This is a genomic window from Streptomyces sp. NBC_01451 (assembly GCF_036227485.1).
Classification (GTDB): domain Bacteria; phylum Actinomycetota; class Actinomycetes; order Streptomycetales; family Streptomycetaceae; genus Streptomyces.
In genome coordinates, this window is record NZ_CP109479.1 from 5106095 (window position 1) to 5127172 (window position 21078).

At 69.1% G+C, this 21078-nt stretch carries 17 protein-coding genes; 9 read left to right on the plus strand and 8 right to left on the minus strand.

The annotated features are described in order from the left end of the window. The first annotated feature begins 21 nt into the window (after nucleotides 1-21). Together dnaJ and OG595_RS22390 are read left to right on the plus strand one after the other, a co-directional pair. Nucleotides 22-1209, plus strand: a complete 1188-nt coding sequence (gene dnaJ / locus OG595_RS22385) for a molecular chaperone DnaJ (protein WP_329274651.1) — start codon at nucleotides 22-24, stop codon at nucleotides 1207-1209. A 5-nt stretch (nucleotides 1210-1214) separates the two neighbouring features. Next, complete coding sequence (locus OG595_RS22390; protein ID WP_329274654.1) at nucleotides 1215-1661, plus strand: heat shock protein transcriptional repressor HspR; 447 nt, start codon at nucleotides 1215-1217, stop codon at nucleotides 1659-1661. Nucleotides 1662-1720: 59 nt separating this feature from the next. On the opposite strand, the gene OG595_RS22395 is transcribed toward OG595_RS22390, so the two are convergent. Next, complete coding sequence (locus tag OG595_RS22395; RefSeq protein WP_329274656.1) at nucleotides 1721-3742, minus strand: PA14 domain-containing protein; 2022 nt, start codon at nucleotides 3740-3742, stop codon at nucleotides 1721-1723. A gap of 310 nt (nucleotides 3743-4052) precedes the next feature. Next, nucleotides 4053-4625, minus strand: a complete 573-nt coding sequence (locus OG595_RS22400) for a hypothetical protein (protein ID WP_329274657.1) — start codon at nucleotides 4623-4625, stop codon at nucleotides 4053-4055. Between the two features lie 107 nt (nucleotides 4626-4732). Here OG595_RS22400 and OG595_RS22405 point away from each other — a divergent pair, with 107 nt between their 5' ends. Together OG595_RS22405 and OG595_RS22410 are read left to right on the plus strand one after the other, a co-directional pair. After that, nucleotides 4733-5125 (plus strand): ATP-binding protein, encoded by a 393-nt coding sequence (locus tag OG595_RS22405; protein ID WP_329274659.1) that lies wholly within the window; start codon nucleotides 4733-4735, stop codon nucleotides 5123-5125. A gap of 399 nt (nucleotides 5126-5524) precedes the next feature. Next, the gene (locus tag OG595_RS22410; protein WP_329274661.1) at nucleotides 5525-5947 is read left to right on the plus strand and encodes a Uma2 family endonuclease; all 423 of its coding nucleotides are present in this window, start codon (nucleotides 5525-5527) and stop codon (nucleotides 5945-5947) included. Nucleotides 5948-6023: 76 nt separating this feature from the next. On the opposite strand, the gene OG595_RS22415 is transcribed toward OG595_RS22410, so the two are convergent. Further along, nucleotides 6024-7739: a fibronectin type III domain-containing protein gene (locus OG595_RS22415; protein ID WP_329274664.1), complete on the minus strand. Its 1716-nt coding sequence runs from the start codon at nucleotides 7737-7739 to the stop codon at nucleotides 6024-6026. Nucleotides 7740-8480: 741 nt separating this feature from the next. Here OG595_RS22415 and OG595_RS22420 point away from each other — a divergent pair. Next, nucleotides 8481-9608, plus strand: a complete 1128-nt coding sequence (locus OG595_RS22420) for a sugar ABC transporter substrate-binding protein (protein ID WP_329274666.1) — start codon at nucleotides 8481-8483, stop codon at nucleotides 9606-9608. 130 nt (nucleotides 9609-9738) lie between these two features. On the opposite strand, the gene OG595_RS22425 is transcribed toward OG595_RS22420, so the two are convergent. From OG595_RS22425 to OG595_RS22435, 3 genes are all read right to left on the minus strand, one after another. Continuing rightward, a complete protein-coding gene (locus OG595_RS22425; RefSeq protein WP_329283116.1) occupies nucleotides 9739-10581 on the minus strand; it encodes a transglutaminase family protein in 843 nt (280 codons plus the stop codon). Between the two features lie 86 nt (nucleotides 10582-10667). Next, the gene (locus tag OG595_RS22430) at nucleotides 10668-11609 is read right to left on the minus strand and encodes an alpha-E domain-containing protein (RefSeq protein ID WP_329274668.1); all 942 of its coding nucleotides are present in this window, start codon (nucleotides 11607-11609) and stop codon (nucleotides 10668-10670) included. After that, complete coding sequence (locus OG595_RS22435) at nucleotides 11606-13153, minus strand: circularly permuted type 2 ATP-grasp protein (protein WP_329274671.1); 1548 nt, start codon at nucleotides 13151-13153, stop codon at nucleotides 11606-11608. Before OG595_RS22435 ends, OG595_RS22430 begins: the two co-directional genes overlap by 4 nt. A gap of 416 nt (nucleotides 13154-13569) precedes the next feature. Between OG595_RS22435 and OG595_RS22440 the strand changes: the two genes are divergently transcribed. Further along, on the plus strand, nucleotides 13570-14730 hold the full coding sequence (locus OG595_RS22440) for a helix-turn-helix transcriptional regulator (RefSeq protein WP_329274675.1): 1161 nt from the start codon (nucleotides 13570-13572) through the stop codon (nucleotides 14728-14730). Here the strand turns inward: OG595_RS22440 and OG595_RS22445 are convergent. Both OG595_RS22445 and OG595_RS22450 read right to left on the minus strand, forming a co-directional pair. Next, nucleotides 14630-15685: a helix-turn-helix transcriptional regulator gene (locus OG595_RS22445; RefSeq protein WP_329274678.1), complete on the minus strand. Its 1056-nt coding sequence runs from the start codon at nucleotides 15683-15685 to the stop codon at nucleotides 14630-14632. The genes OG595_RS22440 and OG595_RS22445 overlap by 101 nt on opposite strands. Before the next feature lie 13 nt (nucleotides 15686-15698). Then, nucleotides 15699-16676, minus strand: a complete 978-nt coding sequence (locus tag OG595_RS22450; protein ID WP_329274681.1) for a helix-turn-helix transcriptional regulator — start codon at nucleotides 16674-16676, stop codon at nucleotides 15699-15701. Nucleotides 16677-17008: 332 nt separating this feature from the next. Here OG595_RS22450 and OG595_RS22460 point away from each other — a divergent pair, with 332 nt between their 5' ends. The 3 genes from OG595_RS22460 to OG595_RS22470 all read left to right on the plus strand — a co-directional run bounded on the left by OG595_RS22460 (nucleotide 17009) and on the right by OG595_RS22470 (nucleotide 21041). Next, the gene (locus tag OG595_RS22460) at nucleotides 17009-17362 is read left to right on the plus strand and encodes a hypothetical protein (RefSeq protein WP_329274684.1); all 354 of its coding nucleotides are present in this window, start codon (nucleotides 17009-17011) and stop codon (nucleotides 17360-17362) included. A 339-nt stretch (nucleotides 17363-17701) separates the two neighbouring features. After that, the gene (gene clpB, locus OG595_RS22465; RefSeq protein ID WP_329274685.1) at nucleotides 17702-20359 is read left to right on the plus strand and encodes an ATP-dependent chaperone ClpB; all 2658 of its coding nucleotides are present in this window, start codon (nucleotides 17702-17704) and stop codon (nucleotides 20357-20359) included. Between the two features lie 151 nt (nucleotides 20360-20510). Continuing rightward, nucleotides 20511-21041, plus strand: a complete 531-nt coding sequence (locus OG595_RS22470; protein ID WP_329274686.1) for a YbjN domain-containing protein — start codon at nucleotides 20511-20513, stop codon at nucleotides 21039-21041. The last annotated feature ends 37 nt before the right edge of the window (nucleotides 21042-21078 follow it).

Consider the following 21078-nt stretch of genomic DNA (forward strand, 5'->3'; position numbering starts at 1 on the left):
GGGGAAGGAGGGACGTCGGGGATGAGCACCAAGGACTTCATCGAGAAGGACTTCTACAAGGTCCTCGGCGTCCCCAAGGACGCCACCGAGGCCGAGATCAAGAAGGCGTACCGGAAACTCGCCCGCGAGTTCCACCCGGACGCCAACAAGGGCAACGCCAAGGCCGAGGAGCGCTTCAAGGAGATCTCCGAGGCGAACGACATCCTCGGCGACCCCAAGAAGCGCAAGGAGTACGACGAGGCCCGCGCCCTCTTCGGCAACGGCGGCTTCCGCCCCGGGCCGGGCGCGGGCGGCGGCTCCTTCAACTTCGACCTGGGTGACCTCTTCGGAGGCGGCGCCCAGGGCGGAGGCGCCGGCGGTTCCGGCGCGGGCGGCTTCGGCGGCGGCATCGGAGACGTCTTCGGCGGCCTGTTCAACCGCAGCGGCGGGACCACTCGTACGCAGCCCAGGCGCGGCCAGGACATCGACACCGAGGTCACGCTCAGCTTCACGGAGGCGGTCGACGGCGCGACGGTCCCGTTGCGCATGACGTCCCAGTCACCCTGCAAGGCGTGCTCGGGAACCGGCGACAAGAACGGCACACCGCGCGTGTGCCCGACCTGCGTCGGCACCGGCCAGGTGGCCCGCGGCTCGGGCGGCGGCTTCTCGCTCACCGACCCCTGCCCCGACTGCAAGGGCCGGGGCCTGATCGCGGAGCACGCCTGCCTGGTGTGCAGCGGCTCCGGGCGCGCCAAGTCCTCCCGGACGATGCAGGTGCGCATCCCGGCCGGGGTGGCGGACAACCAGCGCATCCGCCTGCGCGGCAAGGGAGCGCCGGGAGAGCGCGGCGGCCCGGCGGGCGACCTGTACGTCACCGTCCACGTCGACGCGCACCCGGTCTTCGGCCGCAAGGAGGACAACCTGACGGTGACGGTGCCGGTGACGTTCGTCGAGGCGGCACTCGGCGGCGAGGTCAGGGTCCCGACCCTGGCCGGCCCGCCGGTCACCCTGAAGCTGCCCCCGGGCACGCCCAACGGGCGCACGATGCGCGCGCGGGGCAAGGGCGCGGTCCGCAAGGACGGCACCCGGGGCGATCTGCTGGTCACCGTCGAGGTGAGTGTTCCGACGGAGCTGACGGGGAAGGCTCGTGACGCACTGGAGGCGTATCGCGAGGCGACCGCGGACGAGGATCCGCGGGCGGAGCTGTTCGAGGCAGCGAAGGGAGCTTGACCGAGATGGACGGTCGTCGACGCAATCCGTACGAACTGACGCAGGAGACCCCGGTCTACGTCATCTCGGTGGCGGCCCAGCTCTCGGGCCTGCACCCGCAGACCCTGCGCCAGTACGACCGCCTGGGCCTGGTCTCCCCCGACCGCACCCCCGGCCGGGGCCGCCGCTACTCGGCCCGCGACATCGACCTGCTCCGCACGGTGCAGGCACTGTCGCAGGACGAGGGCATCAACCTGGCCGGCATCAAGCGGATCATCGAGCTGGAGAACCAGGTCGCTGCTCTGCAGTCCCGGGTGGCGGAGATGGAGTCCGCACTGGACGGGGCCGCGGCTGCCATGCAGCAGCGGGAGGCGGCGGTGCACGCGTCGTACCGGCGGGACCTGGTTCCGTACCAGGAGGTCCAGCAGACCAGTGCGTTGGTGGTCTGGCGGCCGAAGCGGCAACAGGACTGAGGTACGTGGACAGACACGCGAGAGGGGCCCGGAGAATTCTCCGGGCCCCTCTCGCGTGATCAGGGCGCCAGGGCCGCCCATGCGTCGTCGGGGGCGGATTCGGTGCCGTCGGCGTGGAGGGCGGTCACCCAGTAGAAGTTGGTGGTGCCGACCGCGGCCGTGGTGTCCGTGTATGACGTGCCGGTGACCGGGTCGGCGGTCAGGGGCTCGTACGTGGTGGTGGCCGGGTTCCACCGGTAGACCCGGTACCCGGTGACGGCCCCGTAGTACGAGCTGTCCAGTCGCCATGTGAGATCGACCGAGGTCGCGTCGTCGGCGACCTGGGCGTTCACGTGGACCCGCCAGTCCGCCGGGGTCTCGACGGTGGGCCGCAGGTCGTGCTCGGTGACGGTGACGGACACCAGGTCTTCGGCTGACGAATCATTCGAGTTGCCCGAAGTGTCCACGGCGCTCACGTAGTACGTGTGGGTCTCGCCGTCCTGGAGGTTCGCCGAGTCGACGATCCGGGTGGTTCCCGCCTCGGTTCGGCCCACATAGGTGTACTGGGTGCCGTCGCCGACCGTGCTCAGCCGGACGACGTGATACTCGGCGATGTCGGCCGCCGGGTTGTCGTCCCAGTCCAGGACCGTGCCGTATTCGGTGGCGGTGGCCGTGAACCCGGTGACGAGGGGCGGGGCGGTGGCGTCCGTGTAGAACCTGCCGATGCCTTCTGAGGGCTTCGACTCGCGTCCGAGGGCATCGACGGTGGTCACCCAGTACGAGTAGCTCGTACTGGGCACCGGGGTGGTGTCGGTGCACAGGTAGGTGTGCCGGAGTCCGAAGGTGGTGTCGATCAGCTCGGGGTCACAGGACACGAGCTGTGTCCCGGTGGTCTCGTCATGGCGGTACACCCGGAACTCCGCCGGTGCCAACGGCGACATCCACCAGGTCAGATCTACGCCGCCGCCGTCTTCCGGCCGGTTGACGCCGTTGACGAGGTAGGGCACGGCGAGCGGCCGGGCGTACGACACCACCGACGAGTACCCGGTGTTGCCTGCTGTGTCGGTGGCCGAGACCTTGTAGTAGGAGGTTTCCCCGTACGGGGCGGTCTCATCGTTCGCCGAGTTGCTCGCGCTCTTGAGCACGGTGAACGGCCCGTTGGGCGAACTGGCCCTCAGCAGGTGGTTCTCCAGCGATCCCTCGTCGGACATCCACCAGAGGGTCACTCCGCCCAGGGCGCTCTCGCTCAGGACCTTCAGTCCGGTAACGGTCGGCGGGGTCCGGTCGACGGTGGTGACCAGTTGGTCAGCGCTGCCCGTCGACTCGTGGCCCGCCTTGTCCACGGCCCGCACCTCGAAGAGGAGGGTGGCGCCGGTCGCGCCCACCGACCGGGTGAACGAGGTCCCGGACAGGTCTGCGACACCGCTGATCCTGCCCCAACCGGTTCCTCCCTTCACCTGCTGGTAGACGCGGTAGCCGGAGAGATCCATCTCCTTGTTCTTCGCCCAACTGACCTTCACCTTGTCGGTGGTCTTGTCGTACGTCGCGGATGCTCCGGTGGGCGCGAGCGGCTTGACCTTGTCGACCGCTGCCGAAGTGCGGGGCGCGTAGGCGAAGTTGACGTTCGCGTTGCCCGTCCAGGCCGCGAAGTCGATGCGCAGGGTGTGCTTGCCGGTGGGGATGGTGAGGTTGACGGTCTTCTTCTGGGTCGTCGTGACGTTCTTCCAGAGGTTGACCTTGATCGTGCCGTCGAGGTAGACGCGGATGCCGTCTTGGGCGGCGGCCGTGAAGGTGAACGGCCCGCCCGATCCGAAGTCCCGTGTCACCGTCCAGCGGACGCCGAAGTTGTCCTTCGGGAGGCCGGTCGCGGGGGCTTTGGCGCCCCAGTTCTCGGCGACGGCCGCGTCGCAGTCGGTCTTCTTCGGAGTGCCGGAGAAGGTGGTGTTCGCGAAGAACTGCCGCTTGTAGACAGGGGAGTTGCAGGTGGTCGCGGCCGAGGCGACCGGGGCTGCGGTGCTGAGCAGCGCACCCGCGGTGGCGAGCACGACGGCGGTCGCGGTCGCCGTGGTGGCTGTGGGTGTCGTGCGTCTGCGTGGGTTCAATGCGGTCCTTCGGTCCTGATCACCGACGGCAGGGGGGAGCCGTTGACGATCAGGACTCGTGAGAGTGGGGCTTGGTTGTACGGGTGGTGCGAGTGATAATCCCGTCTCTGCCGACCAGGTTCGGCGACAGAGCCTCATGACGGTGTCGTCGAAGCCGGGGAACCCGTGTGGCCTGGATCCGGGCGGCCATGCATGGTGAGCATCGTGTTGCCGCCGACGCCGTACGCCATCGTGGCCGTCGTCCCGGAGGGCCCCGCCAGGGGCTCGTCATCGTGAGGCGATCACGGGCCACCGGCGGAGCCGAGACGGGTCAGGCCGTGGGTGTCGCCATCACCTCGGGGGACAGCGCGGACTCCGTGCCGGTCTCGGCGACGGAGGCGACGGCGTAGTAGTACGTCGTGCCGTTGGTCAGCCCTTTGTCGGTGTAGGTGGTGACGTGGGTCAGGACACTCGACTCGGCGGTTTCCTTGGTGAATCCAGGGGTGGTCGAGCGGTAGACGCGGTAGCCGACGACCACCTGCTCGGTGGGACTCTGGGGATAGGCGTCCCAGAGGAGCTGGACCTGCCCGTCGCCCGGAACGGTCTGGACCGCGTTGACGGGCAGCGGCAGCTGCGTCAGAGGCACCACGTGCGGCCGGAACGAGAACGAGGGCACGGAACGGACGCCGTACGTCGAGACGGCGACCACGGCGTAGTTGTAGTCGTACTCGTTCTCGGAGACCGTGGCCTGGAACGACGTTCCCCCGCCCCCGAAGTGGTTCGCCGGCACGGTCGTGTCCACGGGAGTGGTGCGCGAGCGGTACACCTCGTAGCCGGACACGGGGACGTACCCGCTGTTCGAGAAGCTCATCGAGAGCCGGTTGTTCACGATGGAGGGGTTCATGATGGCCGGCGGCTTCGGTGCACTGCTCGGTCCGACCGGCCTCGTTGCGCTGACCAAGGACTTCCAGGTGGACTCGTTCCCCGTCGCGTCCGCGGCCGTCACCACGTATGTACCGGTTCCCCCGACACCGCCGCAGCGTCGGCCGCGCCCGCGCCGCCCTCCGGCACCAGCTCGCCATATGGCACATCGACGACGCCGAACTCGCCGACTCCGCAGTCCTGTTGCTCTCCGAGCTGACCACCAATGCCGTGAACGCCCCGACAGCCCCCGGCCGGGTGATCGCCGTCCGGTTCGAACTGGCCGGTGCTGCGCTGCGCCTTGAGGTGTCCGACGTGAGCGACGGGCAGCCGAGGTTGCGGCATGCGGCGGGTGACGACGAGTCGGGGCGGGGTCTGGCGCTGGTGGAGGCCCTCGCCGATGCGTGGGGCACCGAACCGCGCGACACGGTCGGCAAGGTTGTGTGGGCGCGCCTGGTTCTGCCCGAAGGCGGCACACCGTGACGGAGACCGCGGCCATGCCCCCGACCCCGGACAGGTGCGGGACCGTACGCGCCTCTCTGTTCTACGGCGCCCCGATCCTCAGCGAAGTGGGCGCGTGCGTAAAGGAGTCAGCGCACCCCGGGGGCCACCGCGACGCCCGCGGAGGCACCTGGTATCTGATCCCGCTCGTCCCCATCCCGCCGTTGTCCGGAGAGGGGGAGAGAGCGGAGTGATGTCCCACCGCGCCTCCGCAAGGCGCGCCGAATCCTGCGCGTGGGCACTGACCCTCGTGGTTATGTCCGGGGCCGCGATCCTGCTCGTCCTCGACGTCCTGGAAAGCCGTCCGGTGACGGCGGATCCTGGCCTTGGGATCAGGATCCGGTTCAGAGAGCAGGTCAGTGAATCCCGGGACTCCTGGTCGTGCAGGACAGTGAGTACGGCGCCTGGAACGACACGAATGTGATCCATCCGTACAGGGCGTGGATTCCGGACGGGTTCGTGGCTCCTCGGGATGGTGAGCCGATCGAGACAGAGGACGGCCTTGGCGTCAACGCGTCAGCGGTTCACATGGTGATCGAAGTCGTCTCCCCGGGGAAGCGCAACCAGGATCGTGACCGAGTTCGCAAGCGCCGTGAGTACGCCCGTGCCGGAATCCCCGTCTACGTGATCATCGATGACTACGACAACCACGGGACCGTGAGCATCCAGACCGCTCCCGTGCCCGAACACGGCCCCTACGAGGACGAGCACCGCGTGCCGTACGGCACCGAGGCCGTCGTCCCGGAGGGCCCTGCCAAGGGGTTCGTCGTCGGTGAGGCGATCACGGGGCCGAAGCGCGGCTGAGGAGCGTCGTCGAACGTCGAACGTGGAAGGGGGCCGGGAGGTGAGCTGCCTCCCGGCCCCCTTCGTGCGTGTGCGGTCAGTTCGTGGGCGCGGTGGCCGCCCAGTCGCCCGCCGGCACGGACTCGGTGCCGTCCGCGGCCAGGGTGGTCACCCAGTAGAAGGACGTGGTGCCGCGCCGGGCGCCGGTGTCGTAGTAGTCGGTGACGTCGGAGCCGAGGTCGGCGATCTTCTCGTACGTCCCGGCGGCGGGGTTCCAGCGGTAGACGCGGAAGCCGGTCGTCACCTGGGAAACGGAGCTCCAGTTCCAGTCGAGGTGGTTGCCCTCGTCGCTCTCCGCTCCGGATGCGTCCAGTTCGAGCGGGGAGCCCTCCGGGGTGGCAACGCTCGGCGTCACGTCGAGCTCGGTCGCCACCACGATGTCGGCGTCGCCGGTCGTCTTCCAGGCGGACCACCAGTTGTCGTCGTACGCGTCCACGAAGAGGCAGGCCTCCTCGCCGTCGGGCAGGGTCGCGTACTCGTACGACGTGGTGTCGGCGGACAGCCACTCCACCTCGTGCACGGAGCAGACCTTCTCCTCGTCGCCCCGGATTTCACCCCGGTAGACGAGGTACCGCCCGAGGTCGGGCGCCGGGTTCGGATCCCAGGTCAGCGAGAAGCCGTACTCGGTCGGCGTGACCGTCAGCCCGGTCACCGCGGGCGGCGCGGTGGCGTCCGGGCGGGTGGCCTTGACGGCGGCGGAACGGGCGGACTCGTTGCCGGCCGTGTCGAGGGCGGTCACCTGATAGGTGTAGGTGCTCTCCTCGACCGCCGAGGTGTCCAGATACGAGGCCGTGGTCATGTTCCCGATGCTGACGTACGAGCTGCTTCCGCTCGGCGCCCGGTACACGCGGTACGACGACGCACCCGTGACCGCGGTCCATTCGATCCAGATCCCGGACAACGAGTGAGAGGTCTCCAGCCCGGTGGGCGCGGCGGGGGCGGTGCGGTCGACGGTGGTGACGGGCTTCTCGGCCGTACCGGCGGACTCGTTGCCTGCTTTGTCGTAGGCGCGGAGCTCGTAGTAGTAGGTGTCGGCGCCGGTCACCGGGAGGCTGGTGTCGGTGTACGTGGTGGCGGTGGTCGTCACGAGTGGCTTGGTGGGGAACGAACTTCCGTTCAGGCGGCGGTAGATGCGGTATCCCGCGAGGTCCATCTCCTGGTTCTTCGCCCAGGTGAGATTGGCCTTGCCTGTTGTCTTGTCGTACGTGACGGTGGGTGCCGTCGGGGTGAGGGGCTTGACCTTGTCCACGGTCGCTGAAGTGCGGGGCGTGTAGGTGAAGTTGACGTTCGCGTTGCCCGTCCAGGCCGCGAAGTCGATGCGCAGGGTGTGTTTGCCGGACGGGATGGTGAGGTTGACGGTCTTCTTCTGGGTCGTCGTGACGTTCTTCCAGAGGTTGACCTTGATCGTGCCGTCGAGGTAGACGCGGATGCCGTCCTGCGCGGCGGCCGTGAAGGCGAACGGCCCGCCGGACCCGAAGTCCCGCGTCACAGTCCATCGCACCCCGAAGTTGTCCTTGGGGAGGCCGGCGGCCGGGGCGTTCGCGCCCCAGTTCTCGGCGATGGTGGTGTCGCAGTCGGTCTTCTTCGGAGTGCCGGAGAAGGTGGTGTTCGCGAAGAACTGCCGTTTGTAGATGGGAGAGACACACGTCGTAGCGGCGGAGGCGGCCGGTGCTGCGGTGCTGAGCAGGGCGCCGGCGGTGGCGAGCACGAGGGCGGTGGTGGCTGCCTGCGTCGTGCGTCTGGCTGGGTTCAAAGCGGTCCTTCGAGTCCTGATCGTCAAACGACGAGAAGTGGGCCGTTGACGATCAGGACCGACGAAGGTGTGAATTGGTTGTACTGCTGGTGTGATTTTGTTCGAAAGGTAAGAGGGGTGCAGGTGGGGTGTGCAGGGCGCGTGGGACGTGTCGGGCTCAGCCCACCTTGAACTGGATCGTGGCCGCCGGGCCCGTCCGGGTCCCGTACGCGTCCACCGTCCGCACCGTGAACGTGTGGGTGCCGGTAGCGGGCGGTGTCCATGTGACTGTCGGGTCCGTGCTCCCCGTGTAGCCCGCGTCACCGGTGAACCTGTACTCGTAGATCCAGACCAGACGGTCCGATCATTCAGCCCTTCGCATCCTTCGCATCCTTCGCATCCATGGCATCCGTCGTCGCATCCATGCGCGTTCGTTCGAGAACGGCGGAATCAAGCCGTCGATGATCAGGGCTCGCGTGGGATGCGCTTGGTTGTACGGATCTTGGGCGGGTCTGTTCGCACTCTGGCCGGGCACTTGATGGAGGGGGTGCGAAGGCCCTTTGTGCAGGCTTCCGCCACTTCTTCACGTAGGCGACGGAGTGTGATGTTGCACTCCGGTTGCGTAGTTCCGCTTGACGCCTGTGGGCTCGCCCGCGTTGTCTTTTCAGACACATGGGTCGCACTGCTGCACCCGCGTCCGGAAAGCACCCTGAAGTGAGCACCCGAATGTTTCGTCTGACTCGTCCGGCTCGTCCGATTCACATGAGTCGTGTGGCTCGTTTGCGTCGTTCCGCCACCGCCGTGGCCGCCTCCGTGGTCACGGTCTCCCTCGCCGCGGGCTGCGGCGCACTCGACGCCGGCGGGGATGTCAGTGAGGCGACCCCCGCCAAGGGCAACGACATCACGGTGGGGCTGCTGCTTCCGGAGACGGCGAACACTCGGTACGACAAGTTCGACTACCCGATCATCAAGAACAAGGTCGAGTCGCTCACCAACGGCGAGGGCAAGGTCGAGTACGCCAACGCCGGTGCGGACGCCGCCAAGCAGGCCAAGCAGTTGCAGCAGATGATCGACAACAAGGTCGACGTCCTGCTCCTCGACGCCGTGGACGCGCACGCCATCGCGAGCGAGGTCAAGAAGGCCAAGGAGGCGGGGATTCCGGTCATCGCGTACGACAGGCTGGCCGAGGGCCCCATCGACGCGTACATCTCCTTCGACAACGAGCTCGTCGGCGAGGTGCAGGGACGTTCCCTCCTGGAGGCCCTCGGCGGTCAGGGCGACGGCTCGGAGAAGATCGTCATGATGAACGGGTCGGTGACCGACCCGAACGCCGCGCAGTTCAAGGAGGGCGCCCTCTCCGAGCTGAACGGCAAGGTGACGATCGCGCAGTCCTTCGACACCAAGGACTGGAAGCCGGAGAACGCCGAGGCGAACATGACGAAGGCGATCGCCGCCATCGGCAAGGACAACATCGCCGGTGTCTACTCCGCCAACGACGGCATGGCGGGCGGCATCATCAACGCCCTTGAGGCCGCGGGCGTCACCAAGCTGCCGCCCATCACCGGGCAGGACGCCGAACTGGCCGCCGTGCAGCGCATCATCTCCGGCGAGCAGTACATGAGCGTCTACAAGTCGTACCCGCAGGAGGCCCAGACGGCGGCCGAGATGGCCGTCGCCCGCATCCAGGGCCGCGACATCCAGTTCGACGCACTCACCCGCGACAAGGTCGACAGCCCCACCACCAAGGACGTCCCCTCCCAGCTGGTGAGCGTCGTCGCCCTGACGAAGGCCAACATCAAGAGCACGGTCATCGAGGACGGCATCTACAAGCTGTCCGACATCTGCACCGCGAAGTTCGAGGACGACTGCGAGGCCCTCGGGCTGAAGTAGCCGTCGGCAGCCGCACCCCGCCCACCGGAGCGGGCTCGTACCCCGGGGCACCGACCCGCCCCGGGGTACGAGCACGTCGTGCAGTTGTCCTCCCGTACAGCCGTGCAGCCGTCCTCCCGTACGGGAGATTTCAGGCCACCCGCGTGAACTCCACCGTCACCTCCGGCGGGCCCCCGGCGACTCCCCGGTAGACGCCCTTGTGCGGTGTCACGTCGTCGTAGTCGCGCCCCCGGCCGACCACCACGTGGGACTCGTCGGCGCGTGTCCGGTTCGTCGGGTCGTAGCCGCACCAGTCGCCCGCCCAGTACTCGACCCAGGCATGGGACTGACCCTCCACCGCCCGGTGCAGTTCCGCCTCCCGCTCGGGGTGGAGGTAGCCGGAGACATAGCGGGTGGGCAGGCCCAGGCCCCGCAGCAGCGCGATCGTCACATGGGCGATGTCCTGGCAGACGCCCGCGCCCTGCTCCCACGCCTCCGCCGCCGAGGTGTTCACGCCCGTCGTACCGGGCAGGTACGACACCCGGTCCGCGACCAGCGCCGACACCGCCGTCGCCGTCTCGTGCGGGTCGAGGCCCACGGCCACCTCCCGTGCCCGCGCCACCAGTTCGGGCGGCACCGTCGTGCGTCCCGTCGCCGTCGCGTACTCCAGCAGCCGGGAGTTCGCCGTCCGGTCGGCCACCTCGGCCCAGCTCGGCGCGGGCTCCAGGGGGCCCGGCGGGGCCGTCTCCACCAGGCTCTGGGCGGTGATCGTGAGGTCGGCGTGCGGGTCCATCAGGTCGAAACCCGTGACCTGCGTGCCCCAGTAGTCCCAGTACGACCAGGTCGGCGTCGTCGGGTTCACGGTGACCCGGGCGTCCAGCGTCGTCTGGCCGGGGAGCGTCAGCGGGGTCATCCGGACCTCGTTGTGCGAGGAGACCGCGGCCTGCGCGTACGCGACATGGGTGACGTGCCGGATACGGAGCCGACGGGTCATCGCCGGGTTCGTCGGCCCGTTCGTCGACATGCCACCCGTCCCGCCGCTCGACCCGCCGTTCGTCATGCTGCCCGTCCCGTTGCTGCTCATACTGCTCGCGCTCCTTCCTGGGCCCACTCCACGGGCCCCTGGTACGGGAAGAACTTCTCCGCGACCGCCTCCGCCGAGGCCATGCAGGCGGTCTGCAAGTCCCTTAGGAGCACCGGGAGTTGGTCTTCCATGGCCTGGGAGTCCAGATACTCCAGGCGGGTGCGCAGCCGGCCGATCGGGCGCCGGGCCGGGTCCTGGCGCGGGCGGCCGAGGGCCGCGAGGCACTCCTCGGCGGTGGTCAGCGCGTGCAGCGCCGAGCGCGGGAAGTCCCGGTCCAGGAGCAGGAATTCGGCCACTCTCGGGGTGTCGCCGAACCCGCTGTACACCCGCGCGTACGCCTCGTCCGCGCCGCTCGCGCTCAGCAGCGTCGGCCAGTCCGGGGCGTGGGCGGCGTCCAACACCCGTACCGACAGCAGCCGTACGGTCATGTCCACCCGTTCCAGGCTGCGCCCCAGGACGACGAAGCGCCAGCTGTCGTCCCGGCTCATGGTGGAGTCCGCGAGGCCGAAGAAGAGGGCGGATCGCCGCCGTACCAGCTCCAGGTAGGCGTACGGGCCCGTGCGTCGGGCGGCGAGCCGCTGGTCGGCGAGGGCGTGCCAGGTGGAGTTGAGGCACTCCCACATCTCCGAGGAGACGGCTTCCCGGGCGCTTCTGGCGTTGAGCCGGGCGGCCCCGAGCGCGCCCTCGATCGCGCACGTCGAGCGGGCGTCGAAGGCGAGCTGGTCCAGCACCTGCTGCATGTCCACGGGTTCGCCGCCCGCGTCGACGCCCAGGATCGCGTAGAGGGAGCGGCAGGCCGCGTCCTCGTCGCGCCAGGGGTCCTCCAGCAGCCGGTGCAGATAGGCGTCCAGGATGCGGCTCGTGGCGTCGGCCCGCTCGACGTAACGGCCCGTCCACGTCAGGGCCTCGGCTATCCGGGAGAGGATCACGTCGTTCACTGCTGCTGCGCCCCTTCCTGTACGAGGGTGAGGTTGCCGTCGGGTCCGTGCTGGCGCGGGGCGACCTCGGGCGGTGCGCCGGCCGGTGGCACGGGGTCCGGGGTCTCGGCGGGCCCCTCGGCGAGCACCCAGGTGTCCTTGGAGCCGCCGCCCTGACTGGAGTTGACGATGAGGTTGCCCTCCTGGAGGGCGACGCGGGTCAGTCCGCCCGGCAGGACCCAGACCTCGCTGCCGTCGTTCACGGCGAAGGGGCGCAGGTCGATGTGGCGCGGCGCCATCCGCTCGCCGGCCAGGGTCGGGGAGGTGGAGAGCGCGACGGGGCGCTGCGCGATCCAGCCCCGGGGATCGGCGGCCACCGCCGCCCGGCACTGCTCCAGGGTCTCCCGGTCGGCCTTCGGCCCGATGACGATTCCCTGCCCGCCGGCGCCGTCGACCGGCTTGATGACCAGCTGGTCGATCTGGTCGAGCACGGCTTCCAGCTGTCCCGGCTCGTCCGGACGGAACGACTCCACGTTCGGAAGAATCGGTTCCTCTGAGAGGTAGTACCGGATCAGATCGGGTACGTAGGTGTACAGGAGCTTGTCGTCGGCGATGCCGTTGCCGACGGCGTTCGCGAGGGTGACGGTGCCCGACTGGGCGGCGCTCAGGATGCCCGGGCAGCCGATCACCGAGTCGGGCCGGAAATGGAGCGGGTCGAGGAAGTCGTCGTCCAGCCGTCGGTATACGACATGGACGGGTACCTCACCGCGCGTGGTCCGCATCCACACCCGGTTCTTGCGGCACACCAGATCGTGCCCCTCGACCAGCTGCACGCCCATCAGCCGGGCCAGCAGGGCGTGTTCGAAGTAGGCGGCGTTGCTCGGACCGGGGGTCAGGACCACGACCCGGGGATCGGTGACCCCGTCGGGCGCGGCGGCGCGCAGCGCGGCCAGCAGGCGCTGCGCGTAGCCGTCGACGGGGACGACGTGCTGCTCGGCGAAGAGGGACGGGAAGACGCGGGTCATCGCCCGCCGGTTCTCGATGACGTAGGACACCCCGGACGGCACCCGGACGTTGTCCTCCAGCACCCGGAAGTCCCCGGCCTCGTCCCGGACGAGGTCGATGCCGGCGACGTGGATGCGTACCCCGCCCGGCGGCTCGATGCCCTGGGCGGCCCGGTGGAAGTGCGGCGAGCTCAGCAGCAGCCGCCACGGCACGACACCGTCCTCGAAGGCCCGGCAGTGCCCGTAGGCGTCCGCGAGATAGGCCTCCAGGGCCCGCACCCGCTGGGCGACCCCGCGCTGGATGAGATCCCACTCCAGCGCGTCGAGGATTCTCGGTACGAGGTCCAGCGGCCAGGGCCGCTCCTCGCCCGCGAAGGCGTAGGTCACCCCGCGGTCGGTGAACGCCCGGGCCATCTGGTCGGCCCGGAAGCGCAGCTCGGTCGGCTCGATGGGCTGGAGCGCCGCCAGTACCGGCTCGTAGGCGGTCCTGACCTCACCCGGCCGCACAAACATCTCGTCCCACGCGTCGGCCAACGCGTATGCGTCAAATATGTCCGCCATGGCCTGACGGTAGGGGCGGGACGTAACGGGACGATCTCCGAGTGGTTTCCGGCAGCTTGCGCGAAAGGTGTGGTACGCGCTTTCACTCCGGTCTCTTCGGATTCCCTTCGCGCCGGGCCGGGCAGGCCGATGGCCCCGGCCGGATGGGGGACATCCTGCCGGGGCCGCTTCGGGCGTTCCCCCGTTCGCGCCTCGCGGCGCCCCCGTTACGCCCTTGGGAAGCGCCTACCACTCTGCCCCCACGGGCAACGCCTCACCACCGTCAGCTTGTTGCAGGTACATGGGCGGAGGAGGGGCGAAAGTCGGACATAGTAAGGGTATTGGGGGCGTGCGGCGGACCCTGCCGTGTTGCGGACCACGTCCGGGCCGCGCATAGTTGCGCTGCAAAGTGCTGGAACCAGTAGTGGGATGGGGCGATGGCCGGGCACGGGACGGACGAGCATCCACACGGTGCTGACCGACTGTGCGAGGCCGGGGATCGCGTGTATTCCCGGGCCGTACGGCGGGGCCGTGTGCCGCGCCGGGACGCCGAGGTGGTTCCGTGCCTGCTCGAACTCGCCCTGCTGCACCCCGACCCGGACGACATGGCGTGGCTGGTGCCGACCTCCCCGCAGGAGGTCATGTCCCGGCTCCTGCGCGGCGTCTACGACGAGGTCAGCGCGAGCCAGGGCCGGGTGGGCTCTGCGGTCGCGGCCTTCGAGCGGTACACCGCCCTCGGTGAGGAGAGCCAGTACGCCGGTTCCGCTTCGGGTGCCGGCACCGGCGGTGGCCCCGGCTTCGGGTTCGGCTTCGGCGAGGGCACCGCCCTGCGGGTCCTGGACGGTCTCGCCCGTATCCAGACCGCGATGGACGAGGCGACCCAGGCGTGCACGACCGAGGTGCTCACCGTCCAGCCCGGCGGCATCCGCCGCGAGTACGAACTCTCCGAGGGCCTGCACCGGGCGCTCGAACTGCGCGGGCGCGGTGTGCGGATGCGCGGCCTGTACAACCATGTGGCCCGGCACGGGCAGGGGCTGCTCAACTACCTCGACCTGGTGGGCGGGGCCGCTGAGGCGCGCACCCTCGACGAGGTGGTCGAGAGGCTGATCCTCTTCGACCGCACGGTGGCCTTCATCCCCGCGAACGCGGAGCGGACGGTCGCGCTGGAGATCCGCCACCCGGCGCTGGTGCAGTACCTCGGCACGGTCTTCGACCGCCTGTGGCGCCTGGCCGTCCCGCTGACGGCCACGCTCCCCGACACGGGCATCGAGGGCATCTCGCACCGGGAGCGGTCCATCGCCGCCCTGCTCGCGGAGGGCCACCAGGACGCGGTGGTCGCCGAACGCCTGGGCATCAGCGTCCGGACCTGCCGGGCGCACATCGCCCGGCTCTCGGAGACCCTGGGGGCGGCGAGCCGCACGCAGCTGGGGGTACGGATCGCCCAGGCGGGCCTGGACGGCCCGCCGGCCGTCACCGCACCGGGCGCCGGCGCGGCGCTCAGCCTTCCGGCGCCGACGGCCCCACCGGGCCCGGCTGCCCGCCCCGAGGCTCCCGCACAGACTCCTGCACCGGCTCCAGAATCCCCGACTGCCCGATGAGGTAACCGAGTTGGGCGCGGCTCTCACTGCCGAGCGTGGCGGCGAGCTTGGCGATGTGGACACGGGCGGTACGGACGTTCATGCCGAGGCGGGTCGCGATGACGGCGTCGGTGTGTCCCTCGACGAGGAGGGTGGCGATGGCCCGCTGGCGGTGGGTGATGCCGTTGACGGACGGGAGCTGGACGGACTGCGGGTACATCGGGGTGGCCAGCTGCCAGAGGCGCTCGAAGGTGGTGACGAAGTACGCGAGCAGGGCGGGGTGGCGGATCTCCAGCGCGATCTCGGGGGCCGTGCTCGTCCGGTCGGGCAGGAAGGCGACGGTCCGGTCGACGACGATGAGCCGGTCCGTGACCTCGTCCAGGGTGCGGGCCTCGGCGTCGCCCCGCAGCCGTTCGTAGCGGGCGATGACGAGGGGCTGGTGGCGCGTCTTGGCCTGGTAGAGGGTGCGGATACGGGCGCCCCGGTCGAGCAGTGTCTGGTCGCGCTCCATGGCGGCGGCCTGTGCCTGCTGGCTGCGCTCGTTGCTGTAGCTGATGTTCGGCTGGATGCAGAGGAGTTCCCGGGAGGCCGTGGACATGGCCTCGGTGATGGCCTGGTTGGCCCTCTTGTTGCCGTGCAGGACGTTGATCGTCGGCGTGTCCGTCCGCGCCGTCGGGTTCTCGACGCGCATCAGCGGTTCGAAGACCTCGGCCAGCCGTTCCTCGCGGCGCCGCTCGTCGGCGATGCGCTCCGCGGTTCCGCGCAGCAGCCTGTGCAGGACGACCGACGGGGTGACGGGCTCCAGCCGGCTCAGGTCGTCGACGACCGGGTGCAGCAGCCCGAGGTCGACGAGGCAGGGAGCGTCGCCCGCGTCGGCACCGGGTACGTGGCCTTCGCGCAGGGCGCGCCGGTACAGCGTCGATGCCGGTTCGCACAGGTCTTCCAGGCCGTGGTCCGAGTGGGGGGCCGAGGTCACGTCGTGGCTCTCCTCAGCGGTCCTGGTCCAGGATTCCCGACTGCGCGATCAGGAACCCGAGCTGGGCGCGGCTGCCGCTGCCCAGGGAGGTGGCCAGCTTGGCGATGTGGGCGCGGCAGGTGCGTACGTTCATCCCGAGCCGGCGGGCGATGGCCTCGTCGACGTGGCCCTCGACAAGGAGCTTGGCGATGGAGTGCTGGATGTCGGTGAGGCCGTCGGGGGCGGTTTCGTAAGGGGCGCCCGCACTCAGCGGCACGGCGCGGCCCCACATGAACTCGAAGACCTTGACCAGGTAGCGGACGAGGCCGGGGTGGCGAAGCTCCAGGGCCACCTGACGGTCGTCGCTGATGGGGATGAAAGCCACGGTCTCGTCGCAGATGATGAGCCGCTCGACGAGTTCGTCGATGGTGCGGTACTCGGCCTTCCCGTCGGTGAACTGGTCCACCCAGGCCAGCCGCTCGGGGCTGTAGCGGGCCGTGTGCTGGTAGAGCGTCCGGATCCGTACCCCTCGCTCGATCAGCGGCCGGTCGCGGTCCAGGGCTGCGATGAGTCTGCCTTCGGGGTGGCGGTGGCTCGGCTGTACCGTGACCATTTCGTTCTGGCACTGGGCGGTGGCCAGGTCGAGTGCGGTGTTGATGCGGTCGAGCCCTTCCAGCACCGTGATCGAATGCGTGGACGCCGTCACCTGGGCGCTGAGAGCCATGAACGGTTCGAAGGAGTCGGCCAGCTCGATCGACAGGCGCCTGCGCTCGGTGATCTCGTGCTCAAGGGGATTGAGACGCTGGGCCAGAGCGACCGACGGGGGCACTGGACGGAGCCAGTTCGCGTCGTCCGGGTCGGGGTGAAGCAGGGTGAACTCCATCAGACACGGGGCCGCCTCCACGTCCGCGCGGGAGACTCGTCCCATGCGAAGCGCATTCGCATAGAGACGACTGCCATCGGCGCACAGCTCCGTCACCGCATGGGGATGTGTCGCTTTAGTCCGATTCATTCCGAAATCTCCACCCCCCAGGGTCCTGAACATGCAGGAACATGATGCATCGATTCTGTGGCCATGACGTGCCCGAATGAGCCATCGTCTTATCTGACGGGGGAAGAGGGACCTTCAAGTGAGGACGAAGCCGACTATGAGTAAGAGAATGCTTCGCTCGGTGCTTGTCGCCGCCTTCTCCGCCGTTGTGGCCTTTGGGGCATTGAGTGGCCTCTCTGTCGAGAAGGGTGACATCCGAGCGGACAGTGCCTGGTCGAGGTCAACCGTCACCGTCGCGTTGGGTGACGACACTAGCGCCGTCGACACCACGGATGACAGTGCGTGGAGCTGACATGACCACTCCTCCCGACGACCGTTCCTTCCGTCGCGAAATGGCCACCGCCTACCGCTCCGGCTGGCACTTCATCGATCTGGTCACCGCCATCCCCCACAGCGGTGACTCGCTGATGGTGACCGTGTTCGGGGAGCCGGTCGTCGTGACGCGGGACGACGAAGAGGATGTGAGGGCATACCGGTGTCTGCGGCGGCCTCGGGGGGCGCCGCAGCCCGTACGGTGTGCGATTCGGTACGGAATGATCTTTGTGAACCTGGACCAGCGCGACCACCGGCTGGACCACCCCGACATCCCGGATATCCCCGGTATCCAGGACGTGCAGACCATCTCAGCCACCCCCCGCAGTGCCTGACGCGATTCCCCCGTCGCAGTAGATCGCTCAGGTGCTTCCCCCCAGTAGCGGCGTCACCGTGACCTGAACACGGTGACGCCGCTGCTGTTTCCGGTGAAATATCAGGGTTCGGGTGCATCTCACATCCCAGTCCGTCCCGGAGTCCGCTCCTGCTCGCTTCTGCTCGCTTGGCTGAAAGTAGCCGCCCGTAGTGCTTCCCGTCACCGCCCATCCGTCATTGAGGATGGGCGGTTTTTGGTCTGCCCCGCCACTCCACTCCCACCTTGAGTGGAATAGACTCAACTTTGTGTACGCTGACTGTGTCAGTAACGACCGGGACAGGGAAGGGAGACAGCGACTGTGGACGCCGAGCTGACGAACAGGAGCCGGGACGCGATCAACGCGGCCACCGGCAGGGCCGTGTCCGGGGGACACCCGGACCTGACCCCCGCGCACCTGCTGCTGGCGTTGCTCGCGGGGGAGGACAACGAGAACATCACCGACCTGCTGGCGGCGGTCGACGCCGACCAGGCGGCCGTACGCTCGGGCGCCGAGCGTGTCCTCGCGGGCCTGCCCAGCGTGACCGGTTCGACCGTCGCGCCCCCGCAGCCGAACCGGGAACTTCTTTCGGTCATCGCCGATGCGGCCGAACGGGCGAAGGAGCTCGGCGACGAGTACCTCTCCACCGAGCATCTCCTCATCGGCATCGCCGCGAAGGGCGGCCCCGCCGGGGACGTACTCTCCCAGCAGGGCGCCGGCGCGAAGAAGCTGCTGGACGCGTTCCAGAAGAGCAGGGGAGGGCGTCGCGTGACCACAGCCGACCCCGAGGGCCAGTACAAGGCCCTGGAGAAGTTCGGTACGGATTTCACGGCCGCCGCCCGTGAGGGCAAGCTCGACCCGGTCATCGGCCGTGACCAGGAGATCCGCCGGGTCGTCCAGGTCCTGTCCCGGCGTACGAAGAACAACCCGGTCCTCATCGGTGAACCGGGCGTCGGCAAGACGGCCGTCGTCGAGGGCCTGGCCCAGCGCATCGTGAAGGGCGACGTACCGGAATCCCTGAAGAACAAGCGCCTCGTCTCCCTGGACCTCGGCGCGATGGTCGCCGGGGCGAAGTACCGGGGCGAGTTCGAGGAGCGTCTGAAGACGGTCCTGGCGGAGATCAAGGGCTCCGACGGCCAGATCATCACCTTCATCGACGAACTCCACACGGTCGTCGGCGCCGGCGCGGGCGGCGACTCCTCGATGGACGCCGGCAACATGCTGAAGCCGATGCTGGCGCGTGGCGAACTGCGCATGGTCGGCGCGACCACGCTGGACGAGTACCGGGAGCGGATCGAGAAGGACCCCGCCCTGGAGCGCCGCTTCCAGCAGGTCCTGGTCGCGGAACCCTCCGTGGAGGACACGATCGCGATCCTGCGCGGCCTCAAGGGGCGGTACGAGGCCCACCACAAGGTGGTCATCGCCGACAGTGCGTTGGTGGCCGCGGCTACCCTCTCCGACCGCTACATCACCTCGCGCTTCCTTCCCGACAAGGCGATCGACCTGGTCGACGAGGCGGCGTCACGCCTCCGGATGGAGATCGACTCCTCCCCCCTCGAAATCGACGAACTCCAGCGCGCCGTGGACCGGTTGAAGATGGAGGAACTCGCGCTGGAGAGGGAGACCGACCCGGCCTCGCGCGAGCGTCTGGAACGGCTGCGCCGCGATCTCGCCGACAAGGAGGAGGAGTTGCGCGGGCTGACGGCCCGTTGGGAGAAGGAGAAGCAGTCCCTCAACCGGGTCGGCGAGCTGAAGGAGAAACTCGACGAACTCCGCGGCCAGGCCGAACGGGCCCAGCGCGACGGAGACTTCGACTCCGCCTCCAAGCTCCTCTACGGCGAGATCCCCACCCTGGAAAGGGACTTGGAGGAAGCCTCCGAGGCCGAGGTGGAGGCCTCCCGGGACACCATGGTCAAGGAGGAGGTCGGCCCCGACGACATCGCGGACGTGGTCGGCGCCTGGACCGGCATTCCGGCCGGCCGTCTCCTTGAGGGCGAGACCCAGAAACTCCTGCGCATGGAGGAGGAGTTGGGCCGCCGCCTGATCGGCCAGTCGGAGGCCGTCCAGGCGGTCTCGGACGCCGTACGGCGGACCAGGGCCGGTATCGCCGACCCGGACCGCCCCACCGGCTCCTTCCTCTTCCTCGGTCCGACGGGTGTCGGAAAGACGGAGCTGGCGAAGGCGCTGGCCGACTTCCTCTTCGACGACGAGCGGGCGATGGTCCGCATCGACATGTCGGAGTACGGCGAGAAGCACAGCGTCGCCCGCCTCGTCGGCGCCCCGCCCGGCTACGTCGGCTACGAGGAGGGCGGCCAGCTGACGGAAGCGGTGCGCCGCCGCCCGTACAGCGTGGTGCTCCTGGACGAGGTCGAGAAGGCCCACCCGGAGGTCTTCGACGTCCTCCTCCAGGTCCTGGACGACGGCCGCCTCACGGACGGCCAGGGCCGGACCGTCGACTTCCGCAACGCCATCCTGGTCCTGACGTCGAACCTGGGCAGCCAGTACCTGGTGGAGCCGCTGACGTCGGCGGAGGAGAAGAAGCAGCAGGTGCTGGAGGTGGTCCGGGCCTCCTTCAAGCCGGAGTTCCTGAACCGCCTGGACGACATGGTCGTCTTCTCCGCTCTGAACGGGCAGGAACTGGAGCGCATCGCGGCCCTCCAGATCGACCGCCTGGCCAAGCGCCTGGCCGAACGCCGTCTGACACTGGACGTCACCCCGGCCGCCCTGGCCTGGCTCGCGCACGAGGGCAACGATCCCGCCTACGGCGCCCGCCCCCTCCGCCGCCTCATCCAGACGGCGATCGGCGACCGCCTCGCCAAGGAGATCCTGGCGGGCGAGGTCAAGGACGGCGACACGGTACGGGTGGACGCGTTCGGCGAGGGCCTGATCGTGGGTCCGGCCGCCGGATCGGCTGCCGCACCGGAGACCGCACCGGCGGCGGAGCGGACGGCGGGGCCGGACACGGGCAAGACGCTGTAGTCGGTGGTCTCGGCACGCTGTTTTCGGTCGCTCCCGGCCGGTGCGGAAGGGCGGCTGTTGCCGGTCGGGGGCGAAGCAAGAGAGGGTGGGGAGCGTACGTCTGGTCTCAGCGATGGCCGGACGAGCCAGACGACTGCAGGAGTGTTCACGTATGACCATCGACCCGTCCTCGATCCCCAACTTCGGGGGCCAGCCCGAGCCGCAGCAAGGCCCGGCAGGCCCCGTGGTCCCGGATCAGGACCTTGTGAAGCAGCTCCTGGAACAGATGGAGCTGAAGTACGTCATCGACGACGAGGGTGACCTCGCGGCGCCGTGGGAGCAGTTCCGCACGTACTTCATGTTCCGTGGTGAGGGTGACCAGCAGGTCTTCTCGGTGCGGACGTTCTACGACCGTCCCCACCCGATCGAGGGGAAGCCCGCGCTCCTTGAGTCGATCGACGACTGGAACCGACGGACCCTGTGGCCCAAGGTGTACAGCCACACGCACGACGACGGCACCGTCCGCCTGATCGGCGAGGCGCAGATGCTGATCGGGACGGGCGTCAGCCTGGAGCACTTCGTGTCGTCGACGGTGAGCTGGGTGCGGGCCGCCATCGAGTTCGACAAGTGGCTCGTCGAGCAGCTCGGCCTGGAGCCGGACGCGGAAGAGGCCGACGAGAAGCCCGAGGACGACGAGGCGTAGTCCTGCCTTTACGCCTGCACGGCTTTACAGCTGCACG